Source organism: Carbonicoccus niuqiaonis (assembly GCF_050157065.1).
In the GTDB taxonomy this organism is placed as follows: domain Bacteria; phylum Actinomycetota; class Actinomycetes; order Propionibacteriales; family Propionibacteriaceae; genus Avipropionibacterium.
The window spans coordinates 1,916,325-1,939,681 of the sequence record NZ_CP189573.1; the positions used below are offsets into that span (position 1 = coordinate 1,916,325).

Genomic DNA, 23,357 nt, shown 5'->3' on the forward strand with positions numbered 1-23,357 from the left:
GACTCCTTCTGGGCGGGTACGCCGGGTGGTGGGGCAGGGCGTTGTCCCGGAGTAGAGCGTATGGCATCGGCCCGGGTGCGCCGCGGTCCAAGGTTACCGGTCGGTAAAGTGGCGCCATGTCAACCGAAGGTGGGCCGTCCGCCGAACAGGTCGAGGCCGCGTGGCACGACACCAAGCTCGCCCAGGTGCTCTACCACGACTGGGAGTCCGGGACCTATGACGACAAGTGGTCGATCTCGTTCGACCAGCGGTGCATCGACTACGCCCGGGACCGGTTCACCTCGGTCACCGCGGCGGCGTCCCGGGCGCCCGGCGGCTCGACCGGCACCGAGCCGGCGGGAGGTCCGTACGGTCGCAGTCTCGAGATCGGCGCCGGAACGGGCTTCTTCACCCTCAACCTGATGCAGGCCGGACTGATCACCGAGGGGCACGTGAGCGACATCTCACCCGGCATGGTGCAGGCGGCACGGCAGAACGCGGCCCGGCTGGGGCTGCACGTCGAGGGCCGGGTCGCCGATGCCGAGACCCTGCCGTACGACGACGACACCTTCGACCTGGTGACCGGGCACGCGGTGATCCACCACATCCCCGACGTCGAGCTGGCCTTCCGCGAGATGGCACGGGTGCTCAAGCCCGGCGGCCGGGTGGTGATCTGCGGTGAACCGACCCGCTGGGGGCACCGGATCGCCCGCCGGTTGTCGACCGCGACCTGGCACGCCGCCACCACGGTGACCCGGCTGCCGCCGTTGCAGGCGTGGCGCCGACCCGCCGAGGAACTGGACGAGTCCTCACGCGCCGCCGCGCTCGAGGCGGTCGTCGACCTGCACACCTTCGACCCCGACACCCTGGCCCGAACCGTACGGCGGGCCGGGCTGGTCGGGGCGACCACGGTCACCGAGGAACTGACCGCGGCCTGGGTCGGCTGGCCGGTACGGACCTTCGAGGCGGCCGTACCGGAGGAGAAGCTGGGCCTGCGGTGGCGGCTGTTCGCCTACCACACCTGGCTTCGGTTGGGACGACTCGACGAGGTGCTGGCCACGGTGGTGCCGCCGGAGCTGTACTACAACGTGTCGGTGACGGCCACGAAGCCGGTCGTCAGGGTGTGAAGGGGATCGTCGTTGTGAGGAGGCGCCATGTGTGAGTACTGCGGCTGCCGGGAGAACCCGGCGATCGGACGCCTGATGGACGAGCACGACCAACTGTTGACGCAGCTCGACCGGGCCCGTCGGCAGCTCGCGGCCGGCGACGGCGCCGGCCTGGAGCAGACCCTGACCGAGTTCGGTGCGCTGCTCGGTGCACACACCGGGCTGGAGGAGGCCGGCATCTTCGCGGCGATGAAGCAGGCCGGCGAGTTCGTCGAGGTGGTCGACGAGCTGACCCAGGAGCACCGCGACCTGGATTCCGTGCTGGCCGCCCTCGACACCACCGCCGCCGACCTTGATCAACAGTTGGTCGTGATGACTGCCGACCTGACCGAGCACATCGACAAGGAGAACAACGGCATCTTCCCCGCCTCGGTGGTGTCGTTGCATCCGCAGGACTGGCTTGTCGTCGAACGTGCCCATGCGCACCTCGGCCCGGGGCATGATCATGGACATGACGGGCACGGCCATGAACACGGGCACCAGCACGACGACGAGCATGGGCACGAGCACGACCCCCACTGAGCGGTCGACCGACGTCCTGGTCGTCGGCGCGGGGCCGACCGGCCTGATGCTGGCGAACTGGTTGCAGCGGCTGGGGGTCGACCACGTCATCGTCGATGACGGGGACGCTCCGACCAGGGAGTCGCGGGCCATCATCCTGCAGTCCCGCTCGATGGAGCTCTACGCGCAGCTGGGCATGGTCGACGCCGTCCGGGACCGGGCGACCACGGCCAAAGGGGTGCGTCCGGGCTGGCTCGACCGGCAGGCGCCGGGGTGGCTGCCGGTCCAGGCACTGGGCCGGGGCCAGACGCCGTACCCGGGCTTCTTCACCGTCGAGCAGTCGGTCAACGAGCAACTGCTGGTCGACCACCTCGTCGCGACCGGGGGAGATGTCACCTGGGGGCGCCGGGTGACCGATCTCGCGACGGTTCCCGATGGCGTACGGGCGCGGGTGTCCGGCCCGGTGGGTGAGGAGGTGATCACCGCCCGTCACTGCGTCGGCGCGGACGGGGCGCGTTCGGTGGTCCGCAAGGCCGCCGGCATCGAGTTCAGCGGTGTCACCAATCCCGAGACCTTCTACGTGATCGATGCCGAGGAGGTCAGCGGGCTCGACCACGAGGTGATCAACCTGCGGCCCGGCCGCAACGAGTTCCTGGTCACCTTCCCGATGACCGGTGACCGCCACCATCGGTTGATCGGATCGCTCGGCGAGGACGAGACCGAGGCCGATGTCCGGCAGCTGCTCGGCGAGCGCTACGGGGTGACCTGGGGGCGGTCCGGCTGGTTCGCCGAGTACCGGCTGCACCACCGGGTGGCGGACCGGTTCCGCAGGGGAGCGTTCCTGCTCGCCGGCGACGCCGCGCACGTCCACTCCCCGGTCGGTGGGCAGGGGATGAACACCGGCCTGCAGGACGCGCACAACCTGGCGTTCAAGCTGGCCGCGGTGGTACACGGCGAGGCCGACGACCGACTGCTCGACGCCTACGAGGCCGAACGCCGCCCGGTGGCGCAGCGGCTGGTCGAGACCACCGACGCCGCGTTCCGGTTGGTGGTCGACCAGAGCCGGCGCGCGATCGCCACCCGTCGCTGGGTGATCCCGGCGGTGGTGCCGCTCGCAGTGCGTGTGGTGCCACGATTGCCGGGCGCCGACGCGGTCGCCGGCCTGGTCGGCCAGTGGCGGATCCACTACCGGCCACCGGCGGGGTTGGTGCCGCGGACCGGCAACCCGTGGGACCGGATCAACGAGCGGGCGCTGGGCCGCCGGCTGCCGTGGACCGGCAACAACCACGACGTGCTGACCGCCGCCTGCTGGCAGGTGCACGCGTACGGCGACGACCTCCCGTCACTGGCCGGACTGCCCGGCCAGGTGGCCCGCGCCCACCGGTTCGAGGCCCGGCCCGACCTCGGCCTCGGCCCCGGCGTCTGGTACCTGGTTCGGCCGGACGGCTTCGTGCAGGCGGCGGCGACCCCCACCGATGCGCCGGCGGTGTTCGCCGCACACCTGCACGCCCTGGGTCACCGGCTCGTACGAACCAGCTCCGCGGCCGCGACCAGGTTGGCCAGCGACGCCGCCACCTCCGGGTAGCGGCGGGTCTTGAGACCACAGTCCGGATTCACCCACAGCTGCGACTCGTCGAGCTGGTCCACCGCCGAGCGGAGCGCCCGCGCGATCTCGTCGGTGGTCGGGACCCGCGGCGAGTGGATGTCCCAGACGCCGGGGCCGACCCCGGACGCGTACCCGATGGCGGCGAGCTCGCTGACGGTCTCGAGGTGGGAGCGGGTCGCCTCGAGGCTGATCACGTCCGCATCCAACTCGATGATGGCCTCGGTGATGTCACCGAATTCGGCGTAGCACATGTGGGTGTGGATCTGGGTGTCGTCGCGCACCCCCGCGGTGGTCAGCCGGAACGCGTCGACGGCCCACCGCAGGTAGGCCGGCCGATCGGCGCGGCGCAGCGGCAGCGTCTCCCGCAGCGCCGGTTCGTCGACCTGGATCACCGCGGTGCCGACTGCCTCGAGGTCGAGCACCTCGGCGCGCAGTGCCCGGGCCAACTGGCGGGCCGTGGTCGCCCACGGTTGGTCGTCGCGCACGAACGACCACGCCAGCATCGTGATCGGCCCGGTCAGCATGCCCTTCACCGGCTTGTCGGTGCGTGACTGGGCGTACTGCGTCCAGCCGACGGTCATCGGCTCGGGTCGGACCACCCCGCCGGCGATGATCGGCGGCCTCACGTACCGGCTGCCGTACGACTGGACCCAGCCGTGCCGCGTGGTGATGATCCCGTCGAGTTGTTCGGCGAAGTACTGCACCATGTCGTTGCGTTCCGGCTCGCCGTGCACCAAGACGTCCAGGCCGAGCTCCTCCTGCAGCGTGATCACCCGGTCGATCTCGGTCCGCATCGCCGCGTCGTAGCCGGCCGGGTCGAGGGTGCCGCGCCGCAGCGCCGCCCGGGCCCGTCGCAGTTCATCGGTCTGCGGGAACGACCCGATCGTGGTGGTCGGCAGCCGGGGGAGACCGAGGCGTTCCTGCTGGGCGGCCGCCCGATCGGCGTACGGTCGACGTCGTCGCAGCACGTCATCGGTGTCGGTGCGGTGCTCCTCGACCGGCTGGGGCCGGGTCGCGCGAGCAGCCCTGCTGGCTGTCAGTGCCGGCTCCGCGAGGGTGGGGTCCGGCCCTGCCGCGGTCGCGATGGTGCCAAGCTCCGCCAGCTTCTGGTCGGCGAAGGCGAGCCAGCCGCGGGTCCGGTCGTCGAGGTGGTCCTCCCGTGTCACGTCGAGCGGGACGTGCAGCAGCGAGCAGGACGGTGCCACGTCCACCCGATCGGCCAACTCGGCCAGCCGGAACACCGTGGCGGCGGCGCGGTCCAGGTCGGCGCGCCACACGTTGCGGCCGTCGACCACCCCCGCGACGATTCGCTTGTCGCGCAGGCCCTGGTGCCCGGCCAACAGATCGAGGTTCTCGTGACCCGGACCGGTCAGGTCAATGGCCAGGCCCTCGACCGGCAGGTCGGCGACCATCGCCGCGGCCGCCCCGAGGTGCCCGAAGTAGCTGGCCAGCAGCAGATTCGGGCGTGCGGTCGTGGTGTCCGGTCCGGTCAGCTCCCGGTAGGCCCGCTCGACGGCGGCGAGTTCGTCGACGGTGAGGTCGGTGACCAGGATCGGTTCGTCCAGCTGCACCCAGTCGACACCGGCGGCCCGGAGTTCGCCGAGCAGGTGGCCGTACGCGGGCAGCAGCCGGTCGAGCAGGCTGAGTGGATCAAAGTCGGCGGGGGCGTCGGCGGCCGGCTTCGCCAGCCGCAGGAACGTGATCGGCCCGACCACCACCGGGCGGACGGGGGTCGACAGGGTCTCCCGGGCGGCCCGGACCTCGGCCAGCAACGACTCGGCGTGGAGGGTGAACCGTTGCTCGGGGCCCAGTTCGGGGACGAGGTAGTGGTAATTCGTGTCAAACCACTTGGTCATCTCCAACGGGGGCACGTCCGCGGTCCCCCGCGCCATGGCGAAGTAGCGGGCCACCGGGTCGTCGAGACCGGTGAATCGCGGTGGCACCGCACCGAACAGGCAGCTGGCGTCGAGCACGTGGTCGTACAACGAGAAGTCGCCGACGGGAATCTCGTCGAGCCCGGCGGTCTCCATGGTGCGCCAGCGTGCCCGTCGTACGGCGTCGGCCTGTTCGAGCAGCTGGTCGACGGTCAGGTCACCGCGCCAGTGACGCTCGAGCGCCCGTTTCAGTTCACGGTCGGGGCCCTGCCGGGGATAGCCGTGGGCAGTGGTGGATGGGGTCGATACAGAGGTCACGGAACTCTCCTTCGCGAGTTCGTGCGGCGCGACGGGCGGTTGCCCGTCGGGCGACGGCAGGTCTTCGGACTCGTGGGCACGAGCCACGGATGGCTCGCCTACTGGCCGTCGCTTCCCGGGTCGATGGACCCAGTGCTTGGTGACGGCGGTCGTTCCCTCTCACCGCTGCGGGGCAGTCCCGGACTCACACCGGGTTCCCTGTTGCCCCTCCCACGTTGCCGTGCAGGCGGGAGGACCGTACGCGTCGGCGACCCTAACCCAGTGCCGACTTTGCCACCGGCACGTCTCGGGGGGACGACCGGCGCTGCAGCCGGTCACCGGCGGTCCGCCGCTTCGAGCTGATCGGCTCGACCCCGACGGCCCTGGCCAGCCCGGTGGTCGGCATGTCGCCGTAGAACGACTCGGCCCGGGCGATCTCGTACGTCTCGTGCCAGATGCCGACCGCCCCGGGCACCTTGTGGCCGCGACGCAGGAACGTGAGCCAGGCCGGCCGGTGCTGCTGCTCGTTGTCGTTGGCGTATCGGTAGACGTGGTCGACGCTGCGGAACCACAGCACCACGGTGACGCCACGTTCACCCATCAGCAGCCGGTAGCCCAACATGCCGCTGTCGGGGTCGCGGCTCAGTTCCTTCAGCATCGGCGGCATCGCGAAGAAGGTCGGCAGCCACGCGTCGGGGCGCCACGGCTTGTTGATCCGCATGCCGATGTGGAACACGACCAGGTCGTCAGTGGGGGTGTGGGTGGTGAGCTGGCGCATCGGGGGCTCCTTGGCTAGATTGGCGAGCACTGCTATCCAATAATGGATAGTTCCACTCTCCAATGTCAAGGAGTTTCGGGTGCGGATGTCGGAACTGTCTGCCCGGTCGGGGGTCCCGGTCGCGACGATCAAGTACTACCTGCGCGAGGGTCTGCTGTCGCCGGGGGAGCGCACCAGCCGCACCCAGGCGACGTACGGCGAGGAGCACGTCCGTCGGCTCGGCCTGGTGCGGGCCCTGGTCGACTCGGCCGGACTGTCGTTGGCCCGGACCAAGGAGGTGCTGGCCGTCGTCGACCGGCCGATGCCAATGATCGACCGGTTGGCAATGGTGACCCGGGCCGGCGACGACGACGTGCCGCGCCCCGAGGCCCGCGCCCTGGCCGATGCCCTGGGCTGGCAGGATGTGCCCACCGGGAGCGTGGCGATGGAGCGGCTGCAAGAGGCGCTGGCGGCCATGGCCGCGGCCGGGTTCCGGGTGCCGACGGAAGCCATCGAGGAACTGGGGGAACGGATGGGCCAGGTGGCCGAGGTCGAGGTCGCCGGCATCCCGACCGACGATGCCGCCGCGGCTGCCGAGTACGTGCTCGTCGGGACCGCACTGGTCGCACCGGTGCTGTTGGCGCTGCGCGAGGTCGGCCACATCCACCACTCGTTCGCCCGGTTCGGCACACCGTCGTGAACCCGTTCTCGCTTGCCCGCAAGGGATTCCTCAAGCCTGCGTACCTGCCGATGGCGCTGCGCTACCTGTGGCTGCGGCTGCGCCGACCCGACATCGAGTTCGAAGGCTTCGCCTTCGTCGGGCCTCGGGTGGAGTTCGTCCTGGAGTCGGCGAAGGCCCGGCTGGTGATCGGGCGGTGGACCCACATCGGTGAGGGCACCGCACTGCGGGCACACGAGGGAGTGCTGCGGATCGGCGACAAGTGCGTCCTGGGCCGCGACGTGATCATCAACACCTACCTCGACCTCGAGATCGGCGACGCCGCGATCATCGCTGATCGCTGCTACCTCGGCGACTTCGACCACCGCACCGACGACACCGGCGTACCGATCAAGGACCAGGGCCTGGTGAAGTCACCGGTCCGGATCGGCGCGGACTGCTGGCTCGGCACCCAGTGCGTGGTGGTGCGCGGAGCCGACCTCGGAACCGGGTCGGTGGCGGCCGCGCTCAGTGTCGTCCGCGGCACCTTCCCGCCGGGCTCGATCGTCGCCGGGGTGCCGGGGAAGGTCGTGGCCAACCGGCACGACCGGTACGCCGACGCCGCCGAGCTCCGGGCGTACGTGGCCGGACTCGGGCGGGAGGCCGCCGACCGGGCGAGGCGGGCGATGCTCGGCGACGTGCCGGACGGAGCGGATCCGTCGGAGCAGGGTGTCGAGACCCGGGGTGACAGGGAAGTTACTGGTGGGTAATATTGGTTCCGACGTGGTCCCGTCACGGGACGTCGAGCTCATCGAGGAGGAGCACCGCTGATGAAGATCGTTGCGCTGGTCAAGTACGTACCGGACGCCACGGGTGACCGGGAGTTCGCCGATGACGGCACGGTCGATCGCGAGGGCAGCGACGGACTGCTGTCGGAGCTGGACGAGTACGCCGTCGAGCAGTCGCTGTTGATCAAGGAGAACGGCGAGGACGACGCGGAGATCATCGCGCTGACCCTCGGCCCCGACGACGCCGCGGATGCGATCAAGCGAGCCCTGCAGATGGGCGCCGACTCCGGGGTGCACGTCAACGACGAGGCCGTCCACGGTTCCGACTCGATCGCCACCTCGGCCATCCTGGCCGCCGCGATCACCAAGCTGCAGCCCGACCTGGTGGTCTGCGGGATGGCCTCCACCGACGGCTCGATGGGTGTGCTGCCGGCCATGCTGGCCGAGCGGCTCGACTGGCCGGCGCTGACCTTCGCCAGTGAGTTGTCGGTCGCCGACGGTACTGCGACGATCCGCCGTGACGGTGACGTCGCCAGCCAGACCGTGCAGGCGCAGTTGCCCGCCGTGGTGAGTGTCACCGACCAGTCCGGTGAGGCGCGCTACCCCTCGATGAAGGGCATCCTCGGAGCGAAGAAGAAGCCGGTCGACGAGTGGTCGCTGGACGACCTGGAGCTGGCCGGCGCCCCCGTCGGCGGCGAGGCTGCGTGGACCGCGGTGGTCGAGACCACCCCCCGCCCGCCGAAGCAGGCCGGCACCGTCGTCACCGACGAGGACGATTCGGGTGCCGCGGCACTCGCCGACTTCCTCACCGCCGGCAAGTACCTCTGAGCCCCGAACCCCACGATTCACAGGAGTTGTTGATCATGTCCAAGGTTCTGGTTGTCGTTGATCATGTCGACGGTGCGGTCACCAAGCCCACCCTCGAGGTGCTCACCCTTGCGCGTGGGTTCGGGGAACCCGTGGCGGTCGCCTTCGGTGCCCAGGCTGCGGCGACCGCCGAAGCCGTGGGGCAGTACGGTGCCACCGCGCTGTTCACCGTCACCGATCCGGTGGTCGACGAGGCACTGGTCGCACCGCGTGCCGAGGCCGTCGCTCAGCTCGTGGAGCAGACCGGTGCGGAGCTGGTGCTGCTGCCGTCCACCCTTGACACCAAGGAGATCGCGGGCCGGGTGGCGATCAAGATCAACTCCGGGTTGATCACCGACGCGGTCGAGGTGTCCGGCGCCATCGGCGAGGTCGCCACCACCCAGTCGGTGTTCGCCGGCAACTGGACCGTGCGCGCCAAGGTGACCCACGGTGTCGGCGTCGTCACGGTCAAGGCCAACTCGGTGCCGGCCGAGCCGGCACCTGCCCAGCCGGCGGTCGAGGAGGCGAACGTGAGCTTCTCCGAGGGAGCCGGCCGGGCCCGGATCACCGCCAGCGAGCCGAAGCAGGCGTCGGGTCGTCCGGAGCTCACCGAGGCGCCCATCGTGGTGGCCGGTGGTCGCGGGACCGACGGCAACTTCGGCGAGGTCGAGGCGCTGGCCGACGCCCTCGGTGCCGCGGTCGGTGCCTCCCGGGCCGCCGTGGACTCCGGCTGGTACCCGCACAGCTATCAGGTCGGCCAGACCGGCAAGACCGTCTCACCGCAGCTGTACATCGCCGCCGGCATCTCCGGCGCGATCCAGCACCGGGCCGGGATGCAGACCTCCAAGGCGATCGTGGCGGTCAACACCGACGCAGAAGCCCCGATCTTCGGGTTGGCCGATCTCGGCATCGTGGGTGACCTGCACACGGTGCTGCCGGCGGTGACCGAGAAGGTGAAGCAGCTCAAGGGCTGACCGACGGCACAATGGGGTCGTGCGCAGATACCTCGACCACGCGGCGACCACTCCCATCGTGGCCGTCGCCATGGAGGCGATGGTTGCCGAGCTGGGCCGGGTCGGCAACGCGTCGTCGCTGCACGCGTCGGGGCGGGCCGCCCGGCGTGTCGTCGAGGAAGCCCGCGAGTCGCTGGCGGAGTCCTGTGGCTGTCATCCGACCGAGGTCATCTGGACCTCCGGGGGCACCGAGGCCGACAACCTGTTCCTCACCGGTGCCTGGGCGGCACGCACCCCGCAGCGCAACCGGGTCGTGGTGTCGGCCATCGAGCATCCCGCAGTCCTGGAGACCCATGCCGCGCTCGCCCGCCGCGGAGCCGATGCCGTCATCCTTGACGTGTCGTCCGACGGGGTCGCCGAGGTTGGGCAGCTGCCGGAGCTGTTGGCGGCACCCACCGCCGCGGTGTCGGTGATGTGGGTGAACAACGAGACCGGGGTGGTCCAGCCGGTCACCGCCGCCGCCGAGTACGCCCGGGCCGCGGGCGCATGGTCACACGCCGACGCCGTACAGGCGCTGGGGCACGTACCCCTCGACTTCGCCACCTCGGGGCTGGACGCGGCGAGCCTGTCGGCCCACAAGATCGGTGGCCCGGTCGGCGTCGGGGCGCTGCTGTTGCGCCGAGGCATCGAGTTGTCGCCCATCGGCTTCGGCGGGGGACAGGAGCGCGACCTGCGGTCCGGCACGTTGGCGCCGGCGCTGGTGGCCGGATTCGCCGCGGCTGCGCGGTGGGCGGTCGAGCGGCAGCCGACCGAAGCCGTACGACTGGCCGACCTGCAGGCGCGGATCGACGCATTGGCCCGCCGGATCGACGGCGCGAACGTGAATGGCGCCGCCGTCGAGCGGTCACCGGCCATCGTCAACGTGACCTTCGACGGGTTGCGGGCCGACGACCTACTGATGCTGCTGGACGATGCGGGCATCGACACCTCGACCGGCTCAGCGTGCACCGCAGGGGTCTCGCAGCCCAGCGACGTGCTGCTGGCCATGGGCCGGTCGACCGACCAGGCGTCGGCGTCGTTGCGGTTCTCGCTGGGGCACACCACCAGTTCGGCCGACATCGACCGGCTGGCGGAGGTGCTGCCCGACGCCGTACGGACGGCCCGGACCGCGTTCGGCAGGTAGTCTGGGCGGTCGAGCAACCGTGTCGAGGGACAGAGGAGGGATTTGCGATGAAGGTGCTGGCAGCCATGTCGGGTGGTGTCGATTCCGCCGTCGCCGCGGCCCGAATGGTCGACGCCGGACACGACGTGACCGGGGTCCATCTGGCGCTGTCGAAGAATCCGCAGTCCTTCCGCAGCGGGGCGCGCGGCTGTTGTTCCAAGGAGGACTCCCACGACGCCCGGCGGGCCGCCGACGTGCTCGGGATCCCCTTCTACGTCTGGGACCTGAGTGATCGCTTCATCGACGACGTGGTGGACGACTTCGTCGCCGAGTATGCCGCCGGTCGGACGCCCAACCCGTGCCTGCGCTGCAACGAGAAGATCAAGTTCTCCGCGGTGCTGGAGCGGGGGCTGTCGCTCGGGTTCGATGCGGTGGCGACCGGGCACTATGCGATCCGCGAGGTCGTCGGCGACCGGGTGCACCTGCGCCGGGCCGTTGATCCGTCGAAGGACCAGTCGTACGTGCTCGGCGTGCTCACCCAGGACCAGTTGCGCCATGCGCAGTTCCCGCTGGGGGACACCCCCAAGGAGCAGGTACGGGCAGAGGCCGCGACACGCGGGCTGGCAGTCGCGAGCAAGCCGGACAGCCATGACATCTGCTTCATCGCCGACGGGGACACCGGCGCCTTCCTGGACAGTCGGCTCGGCACCGCACCCGGCGACATCGTCGACGAGACGGGCACGAAGGTCGGCAGCCATGACGGCACCCACCGCTTCACCATCGGCCAGCGCCGCGGGCTGAACCTCGGCGTCCCGGCCGAGGACGGCCGACCGCGATACGTGCTCGACATCACCCCGGTCGACAACACGGTGCGGGTCGGGCCCGCCGAGTCGCTACGCGTGACGACGATCGTCGGCGACCGACCCCGCTGGGTCGACGGTCCACCGGCCGACGGGATCGATGCCCTGGTTCAGATCCGGGCCCATGGCGATGCTCACCCGTGCCGGATCCGGTTGTCGGGTGACGAGCTGACCATCGACCTGGTCGAGGCGGTCGAAGGGGTTGCTCCCGGGCAGGCCGCCGTCGTCTACTCCCGCGACCGGTTGATCGGCTCGGTCACCATCACCGGCACGCACGCGACCGTTCCGGCCACCTGATGAAGGTCACGCAGATCGGGTCCTGGCCCGGGACCGACATGGGCGTCGCGCTCGGCGAGAGCTTCCAGCAGACCCCCGACCTGCCGGTGCTGCCGGAGTTGCCTGATCGGGGTGCGTCCGCCGGCATGATCGGCCGTGCCACCGCCTTCCTGGCCGGACTGGACGTCGACCTGCAGCCGGCCGGCTGGCGGCTCAACCGGGGCACGAGTCGCGACATGAGGGTGACCCGGCAGTTGCTGCGCGATGACCTTGATCAACTCGAGGAACGGGCCCAGGGCTGGACGGGGTCGATCAAGGTCGCCGTCGCCGGGCCGTGGACGCTGTCGGCCAACCTGGAGAAGCCGATGGGGGAGAAGGTGCTCTCCGATCATGGTGCCCGGCGTGATGTCGCTGCATCCCTGGCCGAGGGTGTGTCCGGGGTGATCGATGACCTGACCCGACGACTGCCCGAGGTGTCGTGGGTGGTGCAGCTCGACGAGCCGATGCTGGGGATGGTGTCGTCCGGGGAGGTCCGTACCGCGAGTGGACTGCATCGCTACCGGACTGTCGATGAACCTGAGCTCGTCGAATCGTTGGGCGTGGTGGTCGACGCGCTGGCCCGCCGGGACGAGGCGGGGCCGACCGTGTGGGTGCACAGCTGCGGGGCCGACGTCCCGGTGTCGTCGCTGCTGCGACTGCCCGAGGTCGGGCTGTCGCTCGACGACGCGTTGATCACCAGGGGCGGCTGGGACGCGATCGGATCAGCACTGGAGGCCGGACGGATCGTCGCGTTGGGTGTCTCTGGCCCGGCCGCGGGGCGGACGGCACGTGCGGTCGGCCCGGATGCCCTTGCCACACACGTGTTGCGGCGCTTGGAGGCCCTGGGACTCGGCCCCGAGGTCTCGGACAACCTGTGGCTCACGCCCGCCTGTGGTCTCGCCGGCGTTTCGCGAGCCGATGCCGTACGGACCCTGGAGCAGCTGCGTACCGCGGCCGGGATCGTCACCGAGACCCTGGCCGGCTGAGCTGCCGGAGTGACCGAGCTCCACGCGTACGATCCGCACTGGGCCGACGAGTTCGCTCGGACGGCCGCCCAGTTGCGGTCGGTCGGTGATCCGTCCTGGGCCTTTGAGCACATCGGGTCGACCAGCGTGCCGGGGCTCCCGGCCAAACCGATCATCGATCTCGCGGTGCGAGTCTCCTCCTTGGACGAGGTGTCGGCACACGATGCCTCGTTGACCGCCGGCGGGTGGCTGGCGATCCGTCGGCAACCGGGCGACCATCTGGTGCGGGTACGGCAGCGGGGCAATGTCCGTACCCACATTGCGCACTTCTTCGCGGCGGCGGACTGGGACGCATGTCACCAGCGGATGTTCCGCGACTGGCTACGGGAGCATCCCGACGATCGTGACCGGTATGCGGCCGCCAAGCGCGCGGCTTCGGCTGTGGCAGGTCCGGACTACACGCGGACGAAGGCGCCAGTCGTCCTGGAGATCGTGAACCGAGCCCGGGCGGCGCGTGGCCTCGGTCCGCTGGCCGATCTGGATTCCGGGGTCTGAACCCCGTTTCCCCGGCTTTCGTCGGTCGGTGCCAACCCGTTCGGCTGCCTGTCGGACCGACGGGTTGTGCACAGTTCGGTGGGGTGGGTTGGAGGGTTGTCCACAGGGTCGGGGCTGGTTGGTGGTGTGTATCCGACCCGGGCTTTAGAATCGTTGACGTGTTCGATTCGAGGGTGTGGGTGACCGGTGGGCCGGGGTCGTCGGGTGGCGATCTGGGGTGTCGGCGTGCGCTCGCGGCCGAGGTCGTCGCGGCGAACACTTCGGTGGTCCATGGTGAGTGTCGGGTGTTGTTGCGGGTGGCGGAGTTGGTCGACCTGTACGCCCCGACCCCCGACCAGCAGGACCGAGCCGACGGGGCCGCGGCTGCTGCGTCGGGTCCGGCCGGGCGGGTGCGGTTGGCGGGTGAAGGGATCAGTTCGCCTGGCGGGGTGGGTACCCCGCGGGTGGCGGAGTTCTGCTTCGTCGAGTTGGGCGGGATCTTGCAGGTGGCCCGGTACGCGGCGGAGCAGTTGGTGGCCGATGTGTTGGATCTGCGGCACCGGCTCCCGTTGTGTTGGGCCCGGGTGCGGCGGGGTGAGGTGCGGGCGGCGGTGGTGCGTCGGGTCGCGGCGGAGACGCGGTGGTTGTCGGTGGAGGCGGCCGGGCTGGTGGATCGGGCGGTCGCGCCGGTGTTGGGGTCGGTGACGATGTATCGGCTGCGGGACCTGTTGGATGCTGAGGTGTTGCGGGCCGACCCGGCCGGCTATGAGGCCCGGGTCCGGGCGGATTGGGATCAGCGGGTTGCCCGGGTGGGGCGGACGAATCAGTACGGGTTGAAGACGTTGTTCGTGCGGGCTCGGGCGGCGGATGTGGTGTGGTTCGACGCGATGTTGGACCGGATCGCTGACCTGCTGGCGTTGGAGGGCGACGTGGCGTCGAAGGACGTGCGTCGGTCGAAAGCGCTGGGGGTGTTGGCCCGCCCGGACCAGGCGTTGTTGTTGTTGGCGAAGTACGCCAGCCAGGCCGTCCCCGGCGGGATCACCGACGATGGCGGGCCGGCGCCGGCCACCGCGCCGCCGGACCCGGCCGATGACGACATCCGCCCCGAACCGGCACCCGACGAGACACCTGCGGACGCCGGTCGAGCCTGTCGAGACGCCGACACCACGGGCCGTGTCGGGGATGACCATGTAGGCGCCCCGGCGGCGCACGACCATGATCAAGATGATCACCGCGTGCCTGGCGATGCTGATCATGCCGCTAGCGCGCCAGACGCTTCGGAGCAGCCCGAGCAGCCCGAGCAGCCCGAGCAGCCCGAGCAGGCGGAGCAGGCGGAGCGGCGGGCGTTCGACCCGGCCACGACCGCGGTCCTGGTCGAGGCGTTGGGCCGGATCGACCCGACCAAACTCCTGCCACCGGTCACCTTGTACCTCCACCTCGCCGAGGAGACCCTGACTGCCGGGAACGGGCCGGTCCGTGACGAACACGGTGGGCTGACCAGCTGGCACCGCACCCTGACCGGACTCGCCGGCACCAAGATCATCATCAAACCCGTCATCGACCCCCGGACCGCGACCCCGGTCGACGCCTACGAGGTCCCCCGCGCGATGCGCGAGGCGGTCCAGCTGCGCCAGCCGGTCGACCAGTCCCCCTGGGGCACCCAGACCGACCGGCACCGACTCGACCTGGACCACACCATCCCCTACACCGCCGGCGGGCCGCCCGGGCAGACCAGCCTGGGCAATCTGGCGCCACTGTCGCGGACCGGGCATCGGGTCAAGACCCACGGCGGCTGGCAACTCCGACAACCCGAGCCCGGCGTGATGCTGTGGCGATCACCGTTGGGCCTGCACTACCTCGTCAACCACACCGGAACCCACCCGCTGGGCCACGGACCACTCGCCCACGCCCTCTGGCAAGCCGTCGACCCGGCGCGCCGGCGGGTCACCGTTCCCGACAACCAGCCAGACCAACGATCTCTGGTGACCTGAGGGCCACAGAGTTGTAACGCCTGCCAGTGGGGCGGGAACGTCGACCTGCAAGGACCTGGTCAGCCATCACGTACGCCCCCGCGTGACGTCGTCCTCGACCGCGGCCGCGAGTCGGTCGATCGAGGCGAGCAACTGCTCGGCACCGGTGGCGCTGGCTCGCGGGATGCGGTTCCGGTCGGTCAGCTCGGTCCAGTCGTAGGTGTGCCGGACGAGGGTGTGGCCCGGGTCGATGGGCTCGAGTTCCCAACGCCACAGGTGGCCCGGCGGCTGCTTGCCCGGCTCCGACGGACGCCAGGCGATCAGCCGACCCTCGGCGAACTCGACCAGGTGGTTCTCCCGGACCGCGCCCTGGGAGAGCACCATCGAGAACACGTCCCCGACCGACCGCACCCGCTGACCCGGCTCGGCGTGGCCGAGGTTGTCGTTGCCGTCCCACGCCGGCTGCTGCGCCGGATCCGCGATCAACTCGAAGATCCGGGCCGTACCTGCTGCGACCGTACGTTCGGCCGTCACCACGCGTTCCCTGCCGTCCTGCCCTGTCGCATCGCTCATGAAGGACCAGTCAATCGTGCCGCCCGGACCAGCATGAACAGGCACTGTCTGACCCGGGGTGTTGGATGGTCCCATGGACAGCCGACGACCCAGCACGCGCGGCGCCGTGGCGCCGTTCCACGTGATGGAGGTGATCAAGGCCGCCGAGCTGCGGCAACAGGAGTACGGGGACGCGATCTGGTTGTGTGCCGGCCAGCCGTCAACCCCGGCGCCGGTGGTCGCCCGGGAGGCGGCGGCACGCGCCCTGCGTGACGCCGAGGTGCTCGGGTACACCGCCGCGACCGGCACCCTGCCGCTGCGCCAGGCCATCGCGGCGCACCACCGTACGAACGGGGTCGAGGTCGACGCGGACGACGTGGTCGTCACCACCGGTTCGTCCGGCGGCTTCAGCGCCCTGTTCCTGGCAGCCTTCGACGCGGGCGACACCGTCGCGATGGCCTGTCCCGGCTACCCGGCCTACCGCAACACGCTGCAGGCGATGGGATGCGAGGTGATCGAGCTCGACTGCGGACCCGAGGTCCGGCACCAGCCCACCGTGGCGATGCTGGACGCACTGCCCACTCCACCCGCCGGGGTGATCGTCGCCAGCCCGTCCAACCCCACCGGGACGATCATCGACGCCGATCAGCTCGCTGCCATCTCCCGCTGGTGCGCCGAGCACGGCTGCCTGTTGATCAGCGACGAGATCTACCACGGCATCAGCTTCGGCCGCCGCTGCGAGAGCGCTTGGCATCCCGGGCAGGAACACGTCGTGGTGATCGGCTCGACCAGCAAGTACTTCTCCATGACCGGCTGGCGCCTCGGCTGGATGCTCGTCCCACAACACCTTCGCCGCACGGTCGAACTGCTCAGCGGCAACCTCTCGATCTGCCCGCCGGCGATCAGCCAGTACGCCGCCATCGCCGCACTGTCACCGGCCGCCGCCGACGAGCTGGACGGCCACGTCGCCCGCTACGCGGTCAACCGAGAGGTGATGCTCGACCGACTCCCAGCGTTGGGCATCACCCGGGTCGCACCACCCGACGGCGCCTTCTACCTGTGGTGCGACGTGTCCGACCTGACCGACGACTCCTCGCGGTGGTGCGCCGACGCGCTGGCGGCCACCGGGGTCGCGATGACACCCGGCATCGACTTCGACACCGCCCGGGGCGATCACTGGGTACGGCTCTGCTTCGCCGGTGCGACCCACGAGATCCACGACGCCTTCGACCGCCTCGAACGCTGGCGACGAACGACGACCCCACAAGGAACCCTCGACCCGCAACGAACCACAGGGAGTTGATCATGGAGCCCGGACCACCGGTGCAGGACCGCCCCAACATCGTGCTGATCTGCGTCGACCAGTGGCGCGGCGATGCACTGTCGGCCGCCGGTCATCCGGTCGTGCGAACGCCGCACGTCGACGAGCTCGCCCGCAACGGCACCCGCTTCAGTCGCGCGTACTCCGCCACCCCCACCTGCGTCCCCGCCCGGGTCGCCCTGTTCACCGGCCAGTCCCCGGAACGCCACGGTCGGTACGGCTACCGCGACGGCGTGCCGTTCAGTCGGGCCCACCCGGTCACCATGCAGGGCGTGCTCGGCGCGAACGGCTACCAGACCCAGGCGATCGGCAAGATGCACGTGTACCCGGAGCGGGCACGGGTCGGCTTCGACGACGTCCGGCTGCACGACGGCTTCCTGCACTTCAGTCGACGGTACGGCGGCCGCAACCTGGAGGCGCACGACGACTACCTCACCTGGTACCGCCGGCAACCCGCGGCCGGGGCGGCGGCCGACCACGCCGAGGACGGCGTCGGCTGCAACTCGATGGTCGCCGCACCGTGGAGCCGTCCCGAGCACCTCCACCCGACCAACTGGGTGGTCAGCGAGGCGGTCGACTGGCTGTACCGCCGTGACCCCGAGGTCCCGTTCTTCCTGTACCTGTCGTTCCACCGGCCGCACGCCCCGTTCAATCCACCACAGTGGGCGTTCGACCAGTACGTGCACCAGCCCCCGCAGGACCCGCCCGTCGGCGACTGGGTGGGCGACTTCGAGGAGTTCCGGGCCGACGACCACCACCAGACCGTGATGGGACGCCTCGACCCGCAGACCCACCACCGCGCCAAGGCCGGCTATTACGGCAACATCAGCCACATCGACCTGCAGCTCAACCGGTTCCTCGAGGCTCTCGGCGACTTCCAGCTCACCGACGACACGGTGATCATCTTCACCTCCGACCACGGCGAGATGATGGGCGACCACGACATGTACCGGAAGTCGGTGCCGTACGAGGGCAGTGCCCACGTCCCGCTGATCGTCCGGCCGGCCGCCAACTTCCAGCCCGACGCACCCAAGGGCCAGGTGTGCGACGAGGTGACCGAGCTCCGCGACGTCATGCCGACCGTGCTGGAGCTGGCCGGGGTCGAGGTGCCCGACACCGTCGACGGTGCCAGCCTGGTGCCGTTCACCCGGGGCGAGCGGCCCGACTGGCGTGACGTGATCCACGGCGAACACGTCCACTTCGGCCAGTCGCTGCAGTGGCTCACCGACGGCAGGGCCAAGTACTGCTGGGCCTCCGGCGAGGGCAAGGAACAGTTCTTCGACCTGACCGCCGATCCCCACGAACGGCACAACCTCGTCGCCGACGCAGACCGGGCCGACGAGGTCGACCGGTGGCGCCGGCGGTTGATCACCTTCCTCACCGGTCGCGACGAAGGCTTCGTGGCCGACGGCGCGCTGGTCACCGGACGCCCGGTGCAGACCGAGTCGAATGCCGTCAGGGCGACGATGTCGGCACCCCGCACCGCCCCGGCGACGGTTAGATTGGGCCGGTGAGCAGCCCGACCGAGTCCGACGTGCCCGACCAGCAGCCACCCACGTCAGCCGCTCGGGAACGGCACGCGGAGCTGAGCGAGGCCCTCAACGACGCGCGCTGGCGCTACCACGTGCTCGACGCGCCGACGATCTCCGACGCCGAGTTTGACCGGCAACTGCGCGAACTGACCGAACTGGAGGACCGATACCCGGCCCTCCGGACGCCTGACTCGCCGTCACAACAGGTGGGCGGACCGCCGTCGGCCACGTTCGCCCCCGTCACCCACCTGGTCAAGATGATGAGCCTCGACAACGCGTTCTCCCGCGACGAGCTCGACGCCTGGTGGGCCCGCGCCGTCCGCGAGATGGGGGAGTCGGTGCTCGCCGAGGCCGGGCTGCTGTGCGAGCTCAAGGTGGACGGCCTGGCCATCGACCTGGTGTACGAGAACGGCCGCCTGGTCCGCGCGGCCACCCGGGGTGACGGCACCACCGGCGAGGACGTCACCACCAACGTCCGCACCATCGACGCGATCCCTGAACGGCTCGCCGGCAGCGACCTGCCGACCACCGTCGAGGTCCGCGGTGAGGTGTTCCTGGCCGTCGAGGAGTTCCGCAAGGTCAACGAGGGCCTGGTCGCCGACGGCAAGGCGCCGTTCGCCAACCCCCGCAACTCCGCGGCGGGATCGCTGCGCCAGAAGGATCCCCGGGTCACGGCGAGTCGCCGCCTCGGCTTCGTCAGCCACGGCCTGGGCGTCGTCGACGGCATCCGGCTCGACCGGCTGAGCCAGGGCTACGACCTGCTCACCGCATGGGGGCTCCCGACCAGTCCGCACCGCAAGCTGGTGCGCACCCTGGACGAGGTGTGGGCCTACGTCGAGCACCACGGCGAGCACCGGCACGCGGCCGAGCACGAGATCGACGGTGTGGTGATCAAGATCGACTCCCGGTCGGTGCAGGACCAGCTCGGCTCCACCTCCCGGGCACCCCGCTGGGCGATCGCGTACAAGTACCCGCCCGAAGAGGTCACCACCAAGCTGCTCGACATCCAGGTCGCGGTCGGTCGTACGGGACGGGTCACCCCGTTCGGGGTGATGGAACCGGTGTTCGTCGCCGGATCGACGGTAGCCCGGGCCACCCTCCACAACGCCAGCGAGGTCAAGCGCAAGGGCGTGTTGATCGGCGACACCATCGTGCTCCGCAAGGCCGGTGACGTGATCCCCGAGATCCTCGGCCCGGTGGTCGACCTGCGTGACGGCAGTGAACGCGAGTTCGAGATGGCGACCCATTGCCCGAACTGTGGCACCGAGCTGCAGTTCGAGAAGGAGGGCGACGCCGACCTCCGCTGCCCCAACCAGCGATCCTGTCCGGCCCAGCTGCGGGAGCGGCTGTTCCACCTCGCCTCCCGGCAGGCCCTCGACATCGAGACCCTCGGTGAGCGGGCCGCCGACGCGCTGCTCGGGGCCGAGTTGATCACCGACGAGGGGGACCTGTTCACCGTCGGCGCCGACGACCTGGTCCGCGCGGACTTCTTCACCACCAAGGCCGGCACCCTGTCGGCCAACGGCAAGAAGTTGCTCGCCAACCTGGCGGAGGCCAAGACCAGGCCGTTCGCGAAGTTCCTGGTCGCGCTGTCGATCCGGCACGTCGGCAAGGGGGTTGCGCCCGACATCGCCGCAGCCTTCGGCAACATCGACGCCCTGGCCGCCGCCACCGAGGAGGAACTGGCCGCCGTCGACGGCATCGGGCCCACCCTGGCGGTCTCGATCCGAGAGTGGTTCGCCGAGCCGTGGCGTCGCGCCATCGTCGACAAGTGGCAGGCCGCCGGGTGCGTGATGGCCGACGAGCCCGGTGAGCAGGTCGAGCAGACCCTGGCCGGGCTGTCGATCGTGGTCACCGGTTCGCTGCCGGGGTGGACCCGCGACAGCCTCACCGAGGCGATCGTCAGCCGCGGCGGCAAGGCCGCTTCGTCGGTGTCGAAGAAGACCGACTTCGTGGTGGTGGGGGAGTCGCCGGGGTCGAAGTTCGACAAGGCCCAGCAGCTCGGTCGGCCCATCCTGGACGTCGACGGGTTCGAGACCCTGCTCGCCGACGGGCCGGCGGCGGTGGCTCCACCGGCGGACACCGACACCCCGTAGACTCCGGACTCGTGAAGATCTTCACCGACCCCGACCTGCACGGTACGACCCCGCTGCGGGTCCAGCCGGGCGTCGGCGAGTGGGGTCCCGACGAGGTCGTCACCACCCGTACCAAGCGGCGGCTGCGACGGTTCGTCCCGATCCTGTTCGTGTTGTCGCTGATCGCGCTGGTGGTGCTCGGCTGGTGGTTCTACGGGTTCGTCACCACACCAGTCGAGTGATGCCCACGCGCTGAGGGTCAGCGGGCGAGGGCGGCCAGGTGCCCGAACCTGGCGAGCTCGGAGGCCAGGAACGGCGGACCACCCTGCCGGCCGATCACCACGACACGACCGTCCCGCAGTGGCGCGATGGCAACGATCTGCCCGCCCCAGTCGGGGAGCTGGACCTCCTGGCTGTGCACCTCGCCCCACGGCTCCAGCGTCCGCAGCAGCGCGCTGCCCAACGGTGGCGCCTGCGGTGTGGCGAAGGTGACGGCCGGCTCCGGCTCGGGCCGGACCACCATCGCCCAGTGCACGTGGAACACCTGCACCGACTGGCTGGCCAACGTCTCCGCCGCGTTCTCCGGGTCGTGCGACATCAGCTCCAGCGCCTCGATGTCGGACTGCAGCCCGCCGCCCTCGGGATAGCGCGAGATCCACACCACCTGAACGCCGGCCAGTTGCTGGCAGGCGCTCACGATGGTGTCGGGGTAGGCGTCCGGCGGGAGCGTGACCACGAAGTCGTCGATCACTTCCCCGTCGCCGCGGGCGACGACCTCGACCGAGACGATGTCAGCTCCGGCGGCGCCGACCGCCCCGGCGACCAGTCCAAGGGCGCCGGGGCGGTCAGGCAAGGAGACGCGCATCAAGAACACGCCTCCAGTGTCGCTCAGAGACCGGCGACGCGGTCCCCCGGGGTGGTGATGCCGGGGTTCGCCTGCAGGTACGCCACCAGGTTGGCGAGGTCCTCCGGGCCACCGGTGCGGTTGGTGCCCAGGCCGAACGCGGTGAACCCGTCGCCACCGTCGGCCAGGAAGTTGAGCGTGGCCACCCGGTAGGTCTCGTCATCGGCCATCGGCTGACCGTTGAGCTGCAGGTTCGAGGCGGTGTGGGTGGTCGGATCCCAGGTGTAGGTGAAGCCCTCCGAGACGCCGAGGGCCAGCATCTGCCGACCCCGGTCGGCGACGTACTGCTGCGCCAGCACCTCCTTGATCTGGGCACCGGTCATGTCGAGGGTCACCAGCTGGTTGTTGAACGGGGCGACCGCGTACGCCTCGGCGTAGGTGATGTCGCCGGCCAGCAGCGAGGCCCGGACACCGCCCACGTTCATGAACGCGAGCTGGGCGCCACCGTTCGCACCACTGGTGCCGTACAGGATGGCGTCGGCGACCAGGTTGCCCATCGGGGTCTCGATGCCACGGTTGCCCGACGAGTCACCGGTGATGTCCTCGGCCGCGCTGCCCACGACCTGCTCGGCCAGCGGCTCCGACAGCTCCAGCCACTTGTTGACGATCCGGTCGACCTCGGCGCTGCGCGGCGAGGTCGAGGCGACGGTGTGGTTGACCGCACTCGAGGTGCTCCGGATGACATCCTTCGTGCGGCGGTCGATGACCAGGTCCAGCTCGGTCAGCAGGTTGCCGTAGTTGTTGGCCTGGGTGACCAGCCGCGGCTCACCGTTCGGGTCGGCCAGGGTGCACACGTACGAGGCGTGGGTGTGGCCGGTCATGATCGCGTCGACCTCGGCCGAGAGGCCGGCGTTGATGTCGACGATCGGACCCGTCAGGTCGGTGCACTCGTTGCTGCCACCGGTGGAGCTGCCGCCCTCGTGGGCGAGCAGCACGATCGACTTGATGCCGCGGGCCTGCAGCTTCGCCACCTCGGCGTTCGCGGCCTCGACCTCGTCGGTGAACTCGATGCCCTCGATCCCGGCCGGCGAGACCAGCGTCGCGGTCTCGCGGGTGACGACGCCGACGAAGCCGACCTGCACCCCGCCGACACGCTTCACGTACGACCCGGGCAGCAGCTGCTCACCGGTCTCGGCGTCGACCACGTTCGCACCCAGGTAGCCGAACGAGGTGCCGTCGTAGCCGCCCTCGGTGAAGCAGCCCTTGTCCGGGTGGCAGCCACCGTCGATCATGCGACGCAGCTCGGCCCACCCCTCGTCGAACTCGTGGTTGCCGACGGTGGCCACCTCGAGGCCCATCGCCTCGGCCACCTCGACGGCCGGCTCGTCCTGGAACAGCCCCGACACGAAGGTGGAGCCACCGATGATGTCACCGGTGGACACCGTCATCGAGTAGCGGTGACCGGGCTGTGAGCGCTCACGCTCGATCACGCCGGCGAGCTGCGCGGCGCCACCGACCCCGTCCTCATCGGCCTCGAGGTGTCCGTGGAAGTCGTTGAACGACATGATCTGGACGTGCATGTTCCAGCCCGGCTCGGGGCGTGGCTTGTGGGGCGGTGCGGCTGCGGCGGGCGCGGCGGCCGCGGTCGCCAGCAGCAGTGCTGCGGCAACGCTGGCGACAAGGCCAGTCGCGCGAGATCGGAACGACACAGTTCTCTCCTCCGGGAGTCGGCGTCTTGAAAGGGTCACAGTCATCGGGATCGTAAGCAGCAGCCAGGGGTCGTCCGAACCGATCTGGGGCCG

Annotated in this window: 21 protein-coding genes and 1 riboswitch; of the genes, 16 read left to right on the forward strand and 5 right to left on the reverse strand. The window is 70.4% G+C overall.

Going from position 1 to position 23,357, the window contains the following annotated elements; genetic code table 11:
• The first annotated feature begins 116 nt into the window (after positions 1 to 116).
• From ACQBAU_RS08710 to ACQBAU_RS08720, 3 genes are read left to right on the forward strand one after another with little or no spacing between them, the layout of a single operon-like run.
• Positions 117 to 1,106, forward strand: coding sequence for a class I SAM-dependent methyltransferase (locus ACQBAU_RS08710; RefSeq protein WP_465256550.1), 990 nt, complete (start codon positions 117 to 119; stop codon positions 1,104 to 1,106).
• A gap of 27 nt (positions 1,107 to 1,133) precedes the next feature.
• Entirely contained in the window at positions 1,134 to 1,667 is a 534-nt protein-coding gene (locus ACQBAU_RS08715; RefSeq protein ID WP_434550323.1) for a hemerythrin domain-containing protein, read from the forward strand.
• Positions 1,642 to 3,231 carry an FAD-dependent monooxygenase gene (locus tag ACQBAU_RS08720; protein WP_465256551.1) on the forward strand — a complete coding sequence of 530 codons (1,590 nt, stop codon included), beginning with the start codon at positions 1,642 to 1,644 and terminating at the stop codon, positions 3,229 to 3,231. The genes ACQBAU_RS08715 and ACQBAU_RS08720 overlap by 26 nt, the downstream gene beginning before the upstream one ends.
• On the opposite strand, the gene metE is transcribed toward ACQBAU_RS08720, so the two are convergent.
• Entirely contained in the window at positions 3,162 to 5,444 is a 2,283-nt protein-coding gene (metE, locus tag ACQBAU_RS08725) for a 5-methyltetrahydropteroyltriglutamate--homocysteine S-methyltransferase (RefSeq protein ID WP_465256552.1), read from the reverse strand. The two genes, ACQBAU_RS08720 and metE, sit on opposite strands and share 70 nt — an antisense overlap.
• 53 nt (positions 5,445 to 5,497) lie before the next feature.
• Positions 5,498 to 5,683, reverse strand: a riboswitch (cobalamin riboswitch).
• 14 nt (positions 5,684 to 5,697) lie between these two features.
• Positions 5,698 to 6,201, reverse strand: coding sequence for a DUF4188 domain-containing protein (locus ACQBAU_RS08730; protein WP_465256553.1), 504 nt, complete (start codon positions 6,199 to 6,201; stop codon positions 5,698 to 5,700).
• Between the two features lie 85 nt (positions 6,202 to 6,286).
• On the opposite strand from ACQBAU_RS08730, the gene ACQBAU_RS08735 reads away from it, so the two are divergent.
• The 9 genes from ACQBAU_RS08735 to ACQBAU_RS08775 all read left to right on the forward strand — a co-directional run bounded on the left by ACQBAU_RS08735 (position 6,287) and on the right by ACQBAU_RS08775 (position 15,252).
• Entirely contained in the window at positions 6,287 to 6,880 is a 594-nt protein-coding gene (locus tag ACQBAU_RS08735; RefSeq protein WP_465256554.1) for a MerR family transcriptional regulator, read from the forward strand.
• Positions 6,877 to 7,608, forward strand: a complete 732-nt coding sequence (locus ACQBAU_RS08740; RefSeq protein WP_465256555.1) for an acyltransferase — start codon at positions 6,877 to 6,879, stop codon at positions 7,606 to 7,608. The genes ACQBAU_RS08735 and ACQBAU_RS08740 overlap by 4 nt, the downstream gene beginning before the upstream one ends.
• Positions 7,609 to 7,668: 60 nt before the next feature.
• Positions 7,669 to 8,454, forward strand: coding sequence for an electron transfer flavoprotein subunit beta/FixA family protein (locus tag ACQBAU_RS08745; RefSeq protein WP_465256556.1), 786 nt, complete (start codon positions 7,669 to 7,671; stop codon positions 8,452 to 8,454).
• Between the two features lie 35 nt (positions 8,455 to 8,489).
• The gene (locus ACQBAU_RS08750) at positions 8,490 to 9,446 is read left to right on the forward strand and encodes an electron transfer flavoprotein subunit alpha/FixB family protein (protein ID WP_465256557.1); all 957 of its coding nucleotides are present in this window, start codon (positions 8,490 to 8,492) and stop codon (positions 9,444 to 9,446) included.
• A gap of 19 nt (positions 9,447 to 9,465) precedes the next feature.
• Positions 9,466 to 10,608 carry a cysteine desulfurase family protein gene (locus tag ACQBAU_RS08755; RefSeq protein WP_465256558.1) on the forward strand — a complete coding sequence of 381 codons (1,143 nt, stop codon included), beginning with the start codon at positions 9,466 to 9,468 and terminating at the stop codon, positions 10,606 to 10,608.
• 47 nt (positions 10,609 to 10,655) lie between these two features.
• Positions 10,656 to 11,744 carry a tRNA 2-thiouridine(34) synthase MnmA gene (mnmA, locus tag ACQBAU_RS08760; RefSeq protein ID WP_465256559.1) on the forward strand — a complete coding sequence of 363 codons (1,089 nt, stop codon included), beginning with the start codon at positions 10,656 to 10,658 and terminating at the stop codon, positions 11,742 to 11,744.
• Entirely contained in the window at positions 11,744 to 12,748 is a 1,005-nt protein-coding gene (locus ACQBAU_RS08765; protein ID WP_434550313.1) for a uroporphyrinogen decarboxylase/cobalamine-independent methonine synthase family protein, read from the forward strand. The genes mnmA and ACQBAU_RS08765 overlap by 1 nt, the downstream gene beginning before the upstream one ends.
• 9 nt (positions 12,749 to 12,757) lie before the next feature.
• Complete coding sequence (locus tag ACQBAU_RS08770) at positions 12,758 to 13,282, forward strand: GrpB family protein (protein ID WP_434550312.1); 525 nt, start codon at positions 12,758 to 12,760, stop codon at positions 13,280 to 13,282.
• Between the two features lie 158 nt (positions 13,283 to 13,440).
• Complete coding sequence (locus ACQBAU_RS08775; protein ID WP_465256560.1) at positions 13,441 to 15,252, forward strand: hypothetical protein; 1,812 nt, start codon at positions 13,441 to 13,443, stop codon at positions 15,250 to 15,252.
• A 66-nt stretch (positions 15,253 to 15,318) separates the two neighbouring features.
• On the opposite strand, the gene ACQBAU_RS08780 is transcribed toward ACQBAU_RS08775, so the two are convergent.
• Entirely contained in the window at positions 15,319 to 15,804 is a 486-nt protein-coding gene (locus tag ACQBAU_RS08780; protein WP_434550616.1) for an SRPBCC family protein, read from the reverse strand.
• Positions 15,805 to 15,877: 73 nt separating this feature from the next.
• Here ACQBAU_RS08780 and ACQBAU_RS08785 point away from each other — a divergent pair, with 73 nt between their 5' ends.
• Genes ACQBAU_RS08785 through ACQBAU_RS08800 form a run of 4 tightly spaced genes read left to right on the forward strand, consistent with a single transcriptional unit; the run spans position 15,878 to position 20,953 of the window.
• The gene (locus ACQBAU_RS08785) at positions 15,878 to 17,086 is read left to right on the forward strand and encodes a pyridoxal phosphate-dependent aminotransferase (RefSeq protein WP_465256561.1); all 1,209 of its coding nucleotides are present in this window, start codon (positions 15,878 to 15,880) and stop codon (positions 17,084 to 17,086) included.
• 2 nt (positions 17,087 to 17,088) lie between these two features.
• Complete coding sequence (locus ACQBAU_RS08790) at positions 17,089 to 18,618, forward strand: arylsulfatase (RefSeq protein WP_434550614.1); 1,530 nt, start codon at positions 17,089 to 17,091, stop codon at positions 18,616 to 18,618.
• On the forward strand, positions 18,615 to 20,732 hold the full coding sequence (ligA, locus tag ACQBAU_RS08795) for an NAD-dependent DNA ligase LigA (protein ID WP_465256562.1): 2,118 nt from the start codon (positions 18,615 to 18,617) through the stop codon (positions 20,730 to 20,732). The genes ACQBAU_RS08790 and ligA overlap by 4 nt, the downstream gene beginning before the upstream one ends.
• 11 nt (positions 20,733 to 20,743) lie before the next feature.
• Positions 20,744 to 20,953 carry a hypothetical protein gene (locus ACQBAU_RS08800; protein WP_434550612.1) on the forward strand — a complete coding sequence of 70 codons (210 nt, stop codon included), beginning with the start codon at positions 20,744 to 20,746 and terminating at the stop codon, positions 20,951 to 20,953.
• Between the two features lie 17 nt (positions 20,954 to 20,970).
• Here ACQBAU_RS08800 and ACQBAU_RS08805 read toward each other — a convergent pair whose 3' ends face one another.
• Entirely contained in the window at positions 20,971 to 21,576 is a 606-nt protein-coding gene (locus ACQBAU_RS08805; RefSeq protein ID WP_465256650.1) for an ACT domain-containing protein, read from the reverse strand.
• Positions 21,577 to 21,599: 23 nt separating this feature from the next.
• On the reverse strand, positions 21,600 to 23,264 hold the full coding sequence (locus ACQBAU_RS08810; RefSeq protein ID WP_465256563.1) for a bifunctional metallophosphatase/5'-nucleotidase: 1,665 nt from the start codon (positions 23,262 to 23,264) through the stop codon (positions 21,600 to 21,602).
• Positions 23,265 to 23,357: the final 93 nt, after the last annotated feature.